General features: G+C 58.0%; 11 protein-coding genes. 4 read left to right on the top strand and 7 right to left on the bottom strand.

Features of this window, described 5'->3' with window-relative positions:
* Positions 1-21: 21 nt before the first annotated feature.
* Positions 22-1,758 (bottom strand): methyl-accepting chemotaxis protein, encoded by a 1,737-nt coding sequence (locus FHW77_RS17870; protein WP_044459811.1) that lies wholly within the window; start codon positions 1,756-1,758, stop codon positions 22-24.
* A gap of 317 nt (positions 1,759-2,075) precedes the next feature.
* On the opposite strand from FHW77_RS17870, the gene FHW77_RS17865 reads away from it, so the two are divergent.
* Positions 2,076-3,329 carry an NAD(P)/FAD-dependent oxidoreductase gene (locus FHW77_RS17865; RefSeq protein ID WP_044459810.1) on the top strand — a complete coding sequence of 418 codons (1,254 nt, stop codon included), beginning with the start codon at positions 2,076-2,078 and terminating at the stop codon, positions 3,327-3,329.
* 50 nt (positions 3,330-3,379) lie between these two features.
* Here FHW77_RS17865 and FHW77_RS17860 read toward each other — a convergent pair whose 3' ends face one another.
* Both FHW77_RS17860 and FHW77_RS17855 read right to left on the bottom strand, forming a co-directional pair.
* On the bottom strand, positions 3,380-3,913 hold the full coding sequence (locus tag FHW77_RS17860) for a hypothetical protein (protein WP_044459809.1): 534 nt from the start codon (positions 3,911-3,913) through the stop codon (positions 3,380-3,382).
* A 66-nt stretch (positions 3,914-3,979) separates the two neighbouring features.
* Complete coding sequence (locus FHW77_RS17855; protein WP_004438441.1) at positions 3,980-4,204, bottom strand: aa3-type cytochrome c oxidase subunit IV; 225 nt, start codon at positions 4,202-4,204, stop codon at positions 3,980-3,982.
* 413 nt (positions 4,205-4,617) lie between these two features.
* Here FHW77_RS17855 and FHW77_RS17850 point away from each other — a divergent pair, with 413 nt between their 5' ends.
* Positions 4,618-5,157 carry a TRAP transporter small permease subunit gene (locus FHW77_RS17850; protein ID WP_100911398.1) on the top strand — a complete coding sequence of 180 codons (540 nt, stop codon included), beginning with the start codon at positions 4,618-4,620 and terminating at the stop codon, positions 5,155-5,157.
* A gap of 31 nt (positions 5,158-5,188) precedes the next feature.
* Positions 5,189-6,670: a TRAP transporter large permease gene (locus FHW77_RS17845; protein WP_044459808.1), complete on the top strand. Its 1,482-nt coding sequence runs from the start codon at positions 5,189-5,191 to the stop codon at positions 6,668-6,670.
* Positions 6,671-7,039: 369 nt separating this feature from the next.
* Here FHW77_RS17845 and FHW77_RS17840 read toward each other — a convergent pair whose 3' ends face one another.
* The gene (locus FHW77_RS17840; RefSeq protein WP_003510333.1) at positions 7,040-8,137 is read right to left on the bottom strand and encodes a TRAP transporter substrate-binding protein; all 1,098 of its coding nucleotides are present in this window, start codon (positions 8,135-8,137) and stop codon (positions 7,040-7,042) included.
* Positions 8,138-8,430: 293 nt separating this feature from the next.
* Between FHW77_RS17840 and FHW77_RS17835 the strand changes: the two genes are divergently transcribed.
* On the top strand, positions 8,431-9,186 hold the full coding sequence (locus FHW77_RS17835) for a gamma-glutamyl-gamma-aminobutyrate hydrolase family protein (protein WP_044459807.1): 756 nt from the start codon (positions 8,431-8,433) through the stop codon (positions 9,184-9,186).
* Positions 9,187-9,267: 81 nt separating this feature from the next.
* Here the strand turns inward: FHW77_RS17835 and FHW77_RS17830 are convergent, their stop codons facing one another.
* From FHW77_RS17830 to FHW77_RS17820, 3 genes are all read right to left on the bottom strand, one after another.
* Complete coding sequence (locus FHW77_RS17830; RefSeq protein ID WP_022563607.1) at positions 9,268-10,299, bottom strand: ABC transporter permease; 1,032 nt, start codon at positions 10,297-10,299, stop codon at positions 9,268-9,270.
* 32 nt (positions 10,300-10,331) lie between these two features.
* A complete protein-coding gene (locus FHW77_RS17825) occupies positions 10,332-11,873 on the bottom strand; it encodes a sugar ABC transporter ATP-binding protein (RefSeq protein WP_044459806.1) in 1,542 nt (513 codons plus the stop codon).
* Between the two features lie 237 nt (positions 11,874-12,110).
* Entirely contained in the window at positions 12,111-13,040 is a 930-nt protein-coding gene (locus FHW77_RS17820; protein WP_004438419.1) for a sugar ABC transporter substrate-binding protein, read from the bottom strand.
* Between the last annotated feature and the right edge of the window lie 206 nt (positions 13,041-13,246).

Genomic DNA, 13,246 nt, shown 5'->3' with positions numbered 1-13,246 from the left:
GCCGGCGAAAGCCGGCTCCCTTCATGCTGCGGCGCGCCCGACCTCCTGATCGTGCCGAGCGGCTGTCGAAAAATCAGACCGTATAGAGGCACCATCCTCACGCTGAACCGTGCGGCGGTTCAGTTTGAACAGGCTGACAAGCTGGGCCAATGCATCCGCACCCTGCGCGAGCGTGGTGCTGATTACGGTGGTGCGTGCGCTCATGGCGGCGTTTTCCTGCGTCATCCGGTCCAGCCGGTTGACCGCCTTGTTGATCTCACTGATGCCGACAGCCTGCTCGTCCGCTGCCTTGGCGATCATGTCAACGTTGCCGTCAATATGTCTGACCAGCGCGTCGATCTGCTTCAGCGCTTCGCCCGTTTCACCCACGAGCCTTACCCCTTCGAGGACCTCGCTGCCGGAATTGTTGATCAGCGCCTTGATTTCCTTGGCGGCACCAGCGGAACGCTGCGCAAGCTCGCGGACCTCCTGCGCTACCACGGCAAAGCCCTTGCCGGCTTCACCCGCGCGGGCGGCTTCCACGCCCGCATTCAGCGCCAGCAGGTTGGTCTGGAAGGCGATCTCATCTATAACACCGATGATCTGACTGATTTCCCGCGATGCTGTCTCGATGCGCTGCATGGCATTGACCGTGCGCTCAACGACCTCGGTCGAGGCCGCGGTGGATGTGCGTGCACTCTGAACCAGCTTGCGGGTCTCTTTCATGTTTTCCGTGGATGAACGAACCGTCGCCGTGATTTCCTCCAGTGCCGCAGAGGTTTCTTCCAGCGCTACGGCCTGCTCGCGCGAACGTTCGGCCAGATTGACGGAAGCCTCGCTGACTTCCTGGCTGCTGCGGGTCAGATCGCCGGTCTGGCCGAGAACATTTTCCAGCGTCTTCTGGAATTCCGCGATAGACTTGTTGAAATCGCGCCGCAGGCTCTCAAATTCACCCACGAAGGGTTTGTCCAGCGTGACGCGGATGTTGCATTGGGAGAGCCGCTCAAGCGCCGCGCCAAGCTCCTCCACCGCATGCATGCGGTCCGTCACGTCGAAGGCAAACTTCGCCACCTTCAAGACACGGCCCTGCTCATCCAGTATCGGATTATAGGACGCCTGGATGAAAACGCGTTTGCCGTCCTTGCCGAGCCGCATAAACTGCCCGGCAGAGAAACGGCCGCTCCTCAGCTCCTGCCAGAAATCACGATATTCCTGGGACTGGGCATAAGCTGGCTCACAGAACATCGAATGATGCTTGCCTACAATTTCCTGCGCCGTGTAACCAAGCGCCGCGAGGAAATTCTCGTTGGCGCTGAGGATCTTCCCATCTGGTGTAAATTCGATCATGGCCTGCGCGCGGGAGAGAGCGGCCAGCTTGCCGTCATCTTCCATGCTCTTGCGCTTGATCACGGTGATATCTGTTGCAACCTTGACGATCTTGTAAGGTTTGCCGAAACGAAAGACGGGATTATAGGAAGCTTCGATCCAGATTTCGTCGCCGTTTTTTGCCCGGCGCCGATATTGACCCTGATCATATTCGCCGCGCGAGAGTTTCGCCCAGAACGCCTTGTATTCCGCATTGGCAGTATCTTCGGGAGCAACAAACATGCTGTGGTGCCGTCCGATGATTTCGGACTGCTGATAACCCACCGCTTTGCAGAAATTGTCGTTCGCCTTCAGAATTTTCCCGGTCAGATCGAATTCGATGATGGCCTGCGAACGGTTCAGGGCGTCAAGTACCGCAGATGCATCCAGACCGAGTTTGGAAAAGTGAGACATGCCTTTAAAACCCCCAAATTAACCGCTGTGCAGACCCACTGCCCCTCCGAATGAGAAGGGATGAACATGGATGGACCTGACTGCACGCGAAACTAGCCAGACACTGTTAAATAGCGATTAATAATGACTCATAACTATCTAAGCCGCGACCTAGCCGATGGGCAAAACGCACTGATGTGCATGGCGGCCTCCCCACCGCGGAACCGCTTATTTGCCACAGTGCTGATATTTCTATCGCCGCAGCGTGATGCGACCTTTCATACCCTCTGCATTCATTGTTATGGCGGGCTTGAGAGATTTGTATTGCAGGAGCGCCGATGACCAAAACCCTGAAATGCGACGTGCTGGTGGTCGGCACCGGCATTATCGGTTCCATGGCAGCGCTTTATCTGCAGAATGCCGGGCGTGATGTCGTGCTTCTTGAGCGTGGCGATATCTCCCGCGGTGCGAGTTCCGGTAATGCCGGCATATTGGCCTTTCCGGAAATCATCCCCATTCCCGCGCCCGGTATCATGAAAAAAGCCCCGCGCTGGCTTTTTGATCCGCTCGGACCTCTCAGCGTGCCGCCGGCCTATGCACCGAAGATCGCCCCGTGGCTTTGGCGTTTCTGGCGCGCCAGCGCCGAACGCAGTTTCCGTCATGGGCTGAAATCACTCATGGAAATCAACCGGCTGGCGGCCATCGAAATGGCCCACATCGCTGCCATGCCCGAGCTCTCGTCCTTCATCTCAAAAACCGGCACGCTTGATATCTATGATAGCGAGGCGAGCCTCAACGCCGCCCGTAGGGATTGGGACGAAAAGGAAAAAGCCGGCTTCGCATTCCAGCGCGTTGACCGCAACGAAATCGAAGAGCTGCAGCCGGGCCTGGCGCCGCAGTTCCGCCATGCGGTGTTTTCGGCGGATGGCCTGCAGGTCTCCGATCCCTATGATTTCACCCGCGCCATATTTGATCTTGTGATCTCACGCGGAGCCAGCCTTCGCAAAGGCGAAGCTCAGCGTGTCGACGCAGTGGGCGAAAGTACGATCGTCACGCTGGAGAACGGCGACAAGATCGACGCCGACAAAGTGGTGATCGCCTGTGGAGCATGGTCCAAAAAACTTGCGGCGACGCTTGGCAACATCGTGCCGCTGGAAACGGAACGAGGATACAACACGACCCTGCCTATCGGTGCTTTCAACCTGACACGCCAGCTTTATTTCAACGACCACGGCTTCGTTGTGACCCCCTTGTCGACTGGCATCCGCGTCGGCGGCGCCGTCGAACTCGGCGGGCTGGAACTGAAGCCGAACTTCCGCCGCGCGGAAGCCATGTTGAAAAAAGCGGAACGTTTCCTTCCCGGCCTCAAACTGGACGGCGGACGGCAATGGATGGGGTTCCGCCCCTCCATGCCGGACTGTCTTCCCGTCATTGGCACCGCGCGGACGACACCCTCCGTTATCTACGCCTTCGGCCACGGTCATTTGGGGTTGACCCAGTCGGCAGCCACAGCCCGGCTGGTGACCCAGATGGCAAACGGCGACGAAACGTCCATCTCGGTCGATCCCTTCCGCCCGGGACGGTTTTCCTGAAATGGGGTAGCACTGGCGACGCCAGGGCCCGGCCTCGCCAGCAATACGGGTTATTTCACCGTCTGCGTGGAATCGTCAGGGAATTCGACTTTCGCGAAGGACGGGTAGACCTTTCGCAAGATGGTCACCTGCTGCTGATCGCTCACCCGGAGCAAATACCAGTCCGAACCGTCGATCAGCGCCAGCGTGTGGGACTTCGCCTCTATGGTCTGACCGCCGGTTTCCATCACGGTTTTTGTCGGAATGAGCGCATAAGGCGTGCCATCCAGCGTCTCAGTCAGGCTGATCGCCCGCGCGTCCATGGTGAATTCGGTTATCTTGACCGCCGCGAGCGCCATCTGCATCTGCGCCGTCAAGGCGCTCCGCAACTGCTCCACGGTGACACCCGCATCACTGGCAATGAACTCGAAGATTTTCGGCGGCACAGTCTTGCCGACCGTTTCGAAATCCTGCGCATTCAGGGCGATGCTGAAACGCTCGATCTGGGCACGCAGCCTCTCCTGCTCGGCAGGAGAGAGATCACGCGCGGAGACGGGACATGCAACCGCAATAAACAGAAGCAGACAGGATAAAAGGCGTTTCATGCCCGGCCTTCCCGGTTGTCCGGCAGAACCCTTACCCGTAAGGGCAACAGCCCGCAAACGGTTCGATCAGCGCAGCAGAACGAACCCGGCCGCCGACAGAACGAGAAAGACAACGAGACCGCCAAGGAAGCCCGCGGATGTGAAAAAACCGGCAACCATGGCCAGCATCAGCACGCACAGCATCATCGTGCCGTATTTGGTCAAGGCCAGAAAACCGTTATAGGTCTTTTCGTGTTCGGCGTAGTTCATTTCAGCGCCAAGTTCGACCGGACCTGTATGGTGTTCGCTCATTCCACTTCCCCTTTGCTCCATCCGTCATTCCCGTCCTGCGGGGAAATCTACCCCGCGGACGATCACGGGTCATGCCGGATTCTCCGGTGCCAGAGGTAACATGAAGTGGTCGAAAAGCGCAATGCGTTCCGCACGAAAGTGTCACGCCGCCATCCGTCGGACCGGCTCCCAAGGACAATACTTGCCTTCCGGCAACATTCTTTCGTTAATAGTTGAAAAGGGCCACCGTTCTTGCTCTTTGCGTGCGGTTTCGGTTGCTTTTCGAACCGCCTGCCCATACACGGATTCTGTGGGGAGGAACTCCGGAACCGATGGGTGCGGACGCGCGTGGAGGCGCGGCCGTTGCAGGAGTATCGGGCTTTGCTCTCCGCCATAAACCCGCAAAGGGCCCGGCAAGGGAAGAGGGGAAAGTCATGAAATCGCTTTTAAAAATAAGTGCGCTGATAGATTCTGCGAGCGAGGCACTGGGCAAGGTCGCCGGTTATCTCGTGCTCATCTGCTGCCTCGTCAGCGCCGGTAACGCGATGGTCCGTTACGCCTTGAACTACAGCTCCAACGGCTGGCTCGAAATCCAGTGGTACATGTTCGCCTTCATCGTGCTGATCGGCGCTTCCTATACTCTGCGCATGAACGAGCATGTTCGGGTCGACATCATCTATGGTGCGATTTCACCGCGCAGCCGCATCTGGGTGGATATTATCGGCATTGTGATGTTCCTGCTGCCCGGCTGCCTTTATCTAGCCTGGCTGTCCTGGCCCATGTTCACCCTGTCCTGGAATCAGGGCGAAATGTCTTCCAATGCCGGCGGCCTGATCCGCTGGCCCGTGAAACTCATCATCTTCGCCGGTTTCGCCCTTCTGGTTCTTCAGGGGTTTTCCGAACTCATCAAGCGCATAGGCGCCCTCAACGGGCTTTATGCGCTCGATACGAAGTACGAAAAACCCCTGCAATGATCGCGCCGATCTGAACCTTCAGGATATTCCCATGTTTGAATACGGTATTCTTCCGCCACTGATGTTCATCGGCATGATTATCTTCATGCTTTACGGATTTCCGGTGGCTTTCTCGCTTGCCACCGTCGGCCTCGTTTTTGGCGTCATCGGCATCTTCACCGAGCATTTTTCACCGGCTTTTCTTCAGGCCCTGCCCCTGCGCATCTTCGGCATCGTTTCGAACGACCTTCTGCTGGCCATTCCCTTCTTCACCTTCATGGGCGCTATTCTGGAGCGTTGCGGCCTTGCGGAAGACCTGCTCGAAGGAACGGGGAAGCTTTTCGGCGCTATACCGGGCGGACTTGCCTATGCCGTCATCATTGTCGGCGCGATCCTGGGCGCGATCACCGGCACGGTTGCGGCCTCGGTCATCACCATGGGCGTCATCTCGCTGCCCATCATGCTGAAATACGGCTATAATCCGCGACTTGCCACCGGCGTCATCGCCGCCTCGGGCACGATCACACAGGTCATTCCGCCCTCGCTGGTGCTGATCGTCCTTGCCGACCAGCTCGGTAAATCCGTGGGCGACATGTATCTCGGCGCGATCGGTCCGTCGATCCTGCAGGTGGCGATCTTCATGCTCTTCATCCTGCTGATGTCGATCTTGCGGCCGAAGGACCTTCCGGCTTTGCCGCCGGAGGCACGCGGTGAGCTTAACCGGGCGCTGGTGTTGCGTGTGCTGGCGGGCATGATCCCCTCCATCGTGCTCATCTTCCTAGTGCTCGGCACCATCTTTCTCGGCCTCGCAACACCGACGGAAGCCGGAGCGCTCGGCGTTGTCGGCGCGATGGCGCTGGCGGCGGCACATCGGCGGCTCAGCTGGGATCTCGTCAAGCAGGGAATGCATTCCACCATGCACATCACGTCGATGGTGGTGTTCATCCTGGTCGGCGCGACCTGTTTTTCGCTCGTTTTCCAAGGCATGGATGGTTCGCTTTGGATCGAGCACATGTTGTCGGGCATTCCGGGCGGTCCTATCGGCTTCCTGATCTTCGTCAATATCTTCATCTTCTTCCTCGCCTTCTTCCTGGATTTCTTCGAAATTGCCTTCATCGTCATTCCAATGCTGGCGCCGATAGCCCAGTCGCTCGGCATTGACCTCATCTGGTTCGGCGTGCTGATCTGCATCAACATGCAGACAAGCTTCATGCACCCGCCCTTCGGATTTGCATTGTTCTACCTGCGTTCCATCGCGCCGCGCACCGTCAAGACATCGGATATCTACATGGGCGCCATTCCCTGGCTTGGCATGCAGCTCATCCTCGTCGCCATCGTGATATTCTGGCCGGAATCCGTCACCTACTGGATAGACAAGGCTCCCGACGTCGATCTGAACTCCATCAAGATCGAGGTGCCCGCCTTCGGTAATCAGGGTGGCAACACCATGCCCAATTTCGGCTTGCCAGGAGGCCAGCCAGGAGGAATGCCGGGCATGCCAAATCTGGGCGAGCCGCCGAAGATCGGGCCTTGACAGGCATCCTGTAAGGGAGCGGAAACGCCTGTGATTGCGAAGACGGGGCACGCCCCCGCCTTCCGTTCATTCTCTTTAGAAACGGACCCGGGCAGTCACTATACTGCCTGTCCGGTTCTTCTTGATGACGAATGCAACGCTCAGCATTTTCCACATCGCGTCACGTCCACAATTGAGACCAATGGCCGGGGCTGGGGGCGCCGATCTCAGCCGGCACTCCGGCCGGTCGCCCATCCTGCGATTGTGCTCTGAAGGACCCGATCATAATCCATCCTTTGTTGTCGAATGCATGAGGGTACGCGCACAACAAAAACCCCGGAGACCGAAATCTCCGAGGCCTTTGCCCGGTCCGCCGCCGTTACTGAATAATCAGAGCTTGCCGTTACGCTGCTGGATCATCATGAAAGTATCGAAGGTGTACTCCGCCAGCTGCATCCACAGATAGCCTTCGCGCTTGAAGGCGACCTGGTCCTCGTAAATCTTCTTGAAGTCCGGATTGGAAGCCGAAATATTGGCGTATACCTCAAGGGCCGCCTTATAGCACGCTTCCAGAATTTCCTGGCTGAAGGGTCTGAGTACCGCGCCTTCAGAAACGAGCTGCTTGATGGCAATCGGGTTTTTGGCGTCGTATTTCGCCATCATGCTGGTATTGGCGAAGGCGCAGGCGTCCTGCAGCGCCGTCTGGTAGTTCTTGGGCAGGCTGTTCCACTTGTCCAGATTGACAAAGGAATGAATGACCGGGCCGCCTTCCCAGAAGGCCGGATAATAATAGTACTTTGCGACCTTCTGGAAGCCGAGCTTGTGGTCGTCATAAGGGCCGACCCACTCGGCGGCGTCGATGGTGCCCTTTTCCAGCGCCGGATAGATATCACCACCGGCGATCTGCTGCGGCACGACACCAAGCTTTTCAACCACTTTGCCGGCAAGGCCGGCAATGCGCATCTTGACGCCTTTGAAATCGTCAACCGTGTTGATCTCCTTACGGAACCAGCCTCCCATCTGCGCGCCGGTATTGCCCGAAATCATGCCGTAGAGGTTATGTTTGGCGTAGAATTCATTGAGCAGTTTGTTGCCGTTGCCTTCATAGAACCACGAATTGGTCAGGCGGGCATTCAGGCCAAAGGGTATCGCCGTCCCGATCGCAAAGGTCGGATCCTTGCCGACATAATAATAGGAGCAGGTATGGCACATTTCCACAGTGCCTGACGATACGGCATCGGCCGCCTGCAAGCCGGGAACGATTTCCCCGGCGGCAAAGGGCTGGATGGTAAAATTGCCGTCGGTGGCGGCAGCGACGTGCTTCGCAATATCCTCGGCTCCGCCATAGATCGTATCAAGCGATTTCGGAAATGACGACGTCAGGCGCCAGTTGATCTTGGTATTCTGCTGCGCAATGGCGGGCGCGGCAAGGGCTGCAGTGGCAGCTCCCGCGAGCGCACCTTTTTTCATAAAGGAACGGCGATCCATCTATATCCTCCCAGATATGAACGCTGCCTGCAGCTTTGAATTCCCCTCGTTGCTGTTCAGGCATTGTAGCGAAGTAAGCACGGTTATCGCCCGACTGACAAGCACCCGCACCAAGAATTAATCGCGGAAAAACGCGGTGTTTCCGGGAATTTTCTTCGCATTTTATATTCAACTGAAATATCTCGGCATCGCCTTATACTTTAGGCGCATGCCGGATCAGCAGGAGGCAAAGGTATGCTTGACTTGGTTCGCCGGCGGTCGCACATATTTCGAAGATTCGTTCCGGAGCCGCCATGCCAAAACCCATCATCGCCGTCCCCGCCGACATAAGGCATTTTACCGGAGCCGACTGGCACGCCGCGCAGAACCAGTATGTTTCCGCCGCCCTGAAAGTGGCTGGTGTCATGTCGTTCATCGTGCCGGCCTTTGAGGACGGAAACGACGTGGACGCCATTCTCGACCGGGTGGATGGCCTGCTCGTCTCCGGCTCCGCCACCAATGTGCACCCTTCCCTCTACGGAAAGGAGGCGAAGGAGAGCGACGGCCCGTTCGACCAGGCACGCGATGCCACCAGCCTGCCGCTCATCCGCCGTGCGATCGAGCGCGGCATTCCGATGCTGGCCATCTGCCGAGGAATTCAGGAACTGAATGTGGCGCTGGGCGGAACGCTGGCGTCCGAAATTCAGGAGCAGCCGGGCATATGGGACCACCGCAAGCCGGAACATGACGACCGCGACGTCGCCTTTGCCATCCGCCAGCCAGTGCATGTGCGCGAAGGCTCCTGCATTGCACAGCATCTCGGCATGTCGGGCGAAATCCAGATCAACTCGCTGCACAGGCAGGCCATTGCCGAAACCGCGCCGCGCCTGCAGGTGGAGGCGACGGCCGCCGATGGCACAATAGAGGCGGTGTCTGTCATTGACGCAAAAGGATTTGCTGTCGGGGTGCAATGGCATCCAGAATACTGGGCCGAGACGGACGCGCCCTCCCGCGCCCTGTTCGAGGCCTTCGGCAAAGCCGTTCACGACTATAGAAACAGCAAAGCATGAGCCGCTGCTGATCCCATCGCCGCATGAGGACACAAAAAAGGGGCAAGCCTGAAGGCCTGCCCCAAGGTCTGGGAGGAGGATTTAACGCTTGGCGCGTTTCTTCTGCCGGTAGACGTCGGCGACGACGGCCGCCACGATGATGAGACCTTTGACGATCTCCTGATAATAGGCGTCCACTCGGAGGAAGGTGAAGCCCGATGTCATGACGCCGAGAATGATCGTACCGATTACCGTTCCGGTGATGCGGCCGGCGCCGCCGGATAGCGAGGTGCCGCCGATGACGGCCGCGGCGATGGCGTCAAGCTCATACATCACGCCCATGCCGGCCTGCGCGGTCTGAGCGCGGGCAGCGGTGACGACACCGGCGAGACCGGCGAGCATTCCGGCAATTGCATAGACCTTGATCAGATGTGCCTCGATATTGATACCGGATACACGTGCAGCCTGCTCATTGGCACCGATTGCATATGTGAACTTGCCATAGCGGGTGTAACGCAGCGCGACGTGGAAAATGATTGCCACGAGCAGGAACACCACGACTGGCCAGATGCCTGTGCCAATGAAATTGAAACCGTCGGTCAGGCCGGAGATCGGCTGACCCTTCGTATACCACTTGGAAATGCCGCGCGCGGTCACCATCATGCCGAGAGTGGCAATGAAGGGCGGGATTTTCGTGCGGGCAATGAGCTGCCCATTGATGAAACCGGCCAACATGCCGGCGAGAATGCCGACAGCAAGCGGGATGATGAACGGCAGGTCGGTGAGCCCGGGATAAAGGGCCCGCGGCCAGGTTGAGGACTGCGCCATGCTAGCGGACAACATCGCCGTGAGGCCGACGACCGACCCGGAGGACAGATCGATGCCGCCGGTAATGATGACCTGTGTCACACCTACGGCTATGATGCCGATCACGGAGACCTGCAGGATCATGATGGTCAGTCGCTGCTGGTTCATCAGGAAGCTCTGGCCGATGAATATCCAGCCGAGAATCTCGTAAATCAGCGCTATGCCGATCAGAATGAAGAAAATATTGGCTTCCGGCGGTATGCGCCGGTGCGGTTTGCGTCCGGATTTGGCATCCAGCTCCGGAGTGGCGGCGGCGTTGCTATTCATATCTGTTCCTCCTCGAGAAATCCCGGCGCGCCTCACCGCGATGCGAGATCCATCACCTTAACCTGCGTGGCTTCACTTCTATCAAGGAAGCCGGTCACCCGACCTTCATGCATGACCATGATGCGGTCGCTCATTCCCAGAACCTCCGGCATTTCGGAGGAAATCATGATGACGGCGACGCCTTGGCGCGCCATCTCACAAACGAGCTTGTGAATTTCTGCCTTGGCGCCCACATCGATGCCGCGCGTCGGCTCATCGAGGATCAGAATGCGCGGCTTGGTCAGCATCCAGCGACCGATCAACACTTTCTGCTGGTTGCCGCCCGAAAGATTTTCGATGCGCTCGTAAAGATGCGGAGTTTTCACCCTCAGCTTGCGGCACATTTCCTCGCAAGCGTCCGACAACGCGTTTTCCTGCACGAAACCATTGGCGACATATTTGTCCTGCAGAACGGCGATCTGCATATTTTCCAGAATGTTCAGGATCAGCAGACATCCCGTGTCCTTGCGATCCTCGGTCAGAAACGCCATGCGATGACGAATGGCTTCCGTCGGGCTGGTGACTGAAACGGGTTTGCCATCGATGCTGATCGTCCCGGAAGACGCGGACGTCACACCGAAGACTGTCTCTGCAACATTGGAACGACCGGAACCGACCAGGCCCGCGACGCCGAGAATTTCACCGGCGCGAACGTCGAAGGAAATATCGTGGAACACGCCATCAAGCGTCAGGTTTTTGACTGACAGGACAACGTCGCCAATAGGAACCTCTTCCTTCGGGAACATCTGCGTGATCTCGCGGCCCACCATCATGCGGATGATGTCGTCGCGCGTTACATCGGTAGAGGCATGCGTGCCGATATATTTCCCGTCTCGAAAAACAGAGAACTCGTCGGCGATTTCGAACAGCTCGTTCATCTTGTGGGTGATGTAGACGATGCCGATACCGCGTTCCCTGAGATCGCGAATGATGCGGAAAAGATGCTCCACCTCGCGCTCCGTCAGCGCGGATGTCGGCTCGTCCATGATGAGAACGTCGGAATCGTAAGAAACCGCCTTGGCAATCTCGACCATCTGACGGCTGGCGACGGAAAGCTCACCGACCCGCGTTTCCGGATCGAGATCGATACCGAGGCGATCCAGCAGGGCTTCGGTACGGCGGTACATCTCGCCATGGTCGATAAGGCCCAGCCGGTTCTTGGGTTCCCGCCTGATCCAGATGTTTTCCGCGACCGTCATGTAAGCCATCAGGTTCAATTCCTGATGGATCATGGCAATGCCGTTTTCCAACGCATCAAGCGGGGAATCGAGACGAATGTCGGCGCCTTTCAGGCGGATTTCGCCGCTGTCTGGCTGGTAGATGCCAGCCAGAATCTTCATCAGTGTCGATTTTCCAGCGCCGTTCTCGCCCATCAGCGCGTGCACGGTGCCGCGCTTTAGCTTGAACTGCACATCATCGAGCGCCACCACGCCGGGAAATTCCTTGCGTATGCCTTCGACGGCGAGAAGGTATTCCGCATTCGGAACGGCGCCGCTGGCGCGCACGGCGGCCATTGTCGATGGACTGACGACCATCTCATCCTCCACAATAGACAAAATTGACCGGAAACAGGCTTCGCCCAATGGCGCACCTTGCCTCCGGGGAGGCTTACAGCGCCATGTCGACCACAACATGCAGGGCGCTGCAACACTTTGAATTCACTGGAATTCAATCACGATTCCCTCATGCGCCGAAGCTTGTTCGGCGCCGTCGGGAACCGGCATCTGCCTCCAATATCAATCTGAACGGGCGCAGATGCCGGAAGGCGGCCATTAGTTCTTGGCCACGTAGTCCTTGACGTTTTCAGGCGTGACGAGCTGGAAGGGGATGTAAACCTTCTTCTCGACCTTCTCGCCCTTGACGAGCTTCAGCGCGGCATCAAGTGCGCCCTTGCCCTGGCCCGCCGCATCCTGGAAGACCGTGGCGTCGAGATCGCCCGCCTGCATGGCGGCGAGAGCATCCTGCGTGGCGTCCACACCGGCGACGACATAATCCTTCATGTCCTTGCCAGCAGCCTTCAGAGACTGAATGGCGCCGATCGCCATTTCGTCGTTATTGGCGATGACGGCGTTGAACTCGATGCCGCTCGACAGCCAGTTGGTCACGAGGTCGGAACCCTGCGTGCGCTGCCAGTTGGCAGTCTGCTCTTCAACCACGGAAATGCCTTTGCATTCGTCGGTTTTCAAGACATCCTTCGCAGACTGCGTGCGCATGCGCGCCGCCTGGTTCGAGAGCTCGCCCATCATGATGACGGCATTGCCCTTGCCACCGAGGAGGCGGCAAACCTCTTTCGCCTCAAGCGTACCAGCCACCGTTTCGTCGGAGGCGACAAACGCCTGTCCGTCCGGCAGGCTGTCGACGTTCACCGGCTGGCGGTTGACGTAAACGAGCGGAATCTTGGCGTCGGCTGCGAGCTTGGACATGGCCGCTGTCGCATCCGTGTCCACAGGGTTGACGATGATTGCGTCGACCTTGGAAGCGATGAAGTTCTGGATCTGGCTCTGCTGCTTGGCGACGTCGTTCTGCGCATCCTCGACCTGCAGGGTGACGCCCTTCAGCTCCTTGGAATAATCCTGCATGCCATTGCGCAGCACGGTCAGGAAGTTGTCGTCAAACAGCGCCATCGAGACACCTACGGTCTCCGCATGGGCCGCCGTGCCGAGAAGCACAGACATAGCCGCGCCGATGATAAATTTCTTCATTGTTTTTCTCCTCCGTGGCGTCCGGCGCCGCCTCTCCCAGCCGGAGGCGAACCCGAAAGCCCGCCGCAACCTCCTCACATCAGAAAACGGAATAATGAAACCGATTTTCTGCCTGTTCGATATATTTATTCCATTTTTGGTTCGAACGTCAATGTTTTCTTCGCAGCCCCGCAGCGGAGTGGTGCACAAGGCTGTGATGATGGGAA

Origin of the sequence: Agrobacterium sp. RC10-4-1 (genome assembly GCF_014138475.1) — a bacterium.
In the GTDB taxonomy this organism is placed as follows: Bacteria; Pseudomonadota; Alphaproteobacteria; order Rhizobiales; family Rhizobiaceae; genus Agrobacterium; species Agrobacterium pusense.
This window is presented reverse-complemented; position numbering and strand designations above follow the sequence as displayed.

Bases quoted from the DNA above. Each gene is read 5' to 3' on its own strand.
- FHW77_RS17840 (WP_003510333.1), bottom strand. From the start codon at position 8,137: ATGGATCGCCGTTCCTTTATGAAAAAAGGTGCGCTCGCGGGAGCTGCC.
- FHW77_RS17835 (WP_044459807.1), top strand. From the start codon at position 8,431: ATGCCAAAACCCATCATCGCCGTCCCCGCCGACATAAGGCATTTTACC.
- FHW77_RS17855 (WP_004438441.1), bottom strand. From the start codon at position 4,204: ATGAGCGAACACCATACAGGTCCGGTCGAACTTGGCGCTGAAATGAAC.
- FHW77_RS17825 (WP_044459806.1), bottom strand. From the start codon at position 11,873: ATGGTCGTCAGTCCATCGACAATGGCCGCCGTGCGCGCCAGCGGCGCC.
- FHW77_RS17865 (WP_044459810.1), top strand. From the start codon at position 2,076: ATGACCAAAACCCTGAAATGCGACGTGCTGGTGGTCGGCACCGGCATT.
- FHW77_RS17830 (WP_022563607.1), bottom strand. From the start codon at position 10,299: ATGAATAGCAACGCCGCCGCCACTCCGGAGCTGGATGCCAAATCCGGA.
- FHW77_RS17870 (WP_044459811.1), bottom strand. From the start codon at position 1,758: ATGTCTCACTTTTCCAAACTCGGTCTGGATGCATCTGCGGTACTTGAC.
- FHW77_RS17850 (WP_100911398.1), top strand. From the start codon at position 4,618: ATGAAATCGCTTTTAAAAATAAGTGCGCTGATAGATTCTGCGAGCGAG.
- FHW77_RS17820 (WP_004438419.1), bottom strand. From the start codon at position 13,040: ATGAAGAAATTTATCATCGGCGCGGCTATGTCTGTGCTTCTCGGCACG.
- FHW77_RS17860 (WP_044459809.1), bottom strand. From the start codon at position 3,913: ATGAAACGCCTTTTATCCTGTCTGCTTCTGTTTATTGCGGTTGCATGT.
- FHW77_RS17845 (WP_044459808.1), top strand. From the start codon at position 5,189: ATGTTTGAATACGGTATTCTTCCGCCACTGATGTTCATCGGCATGATT.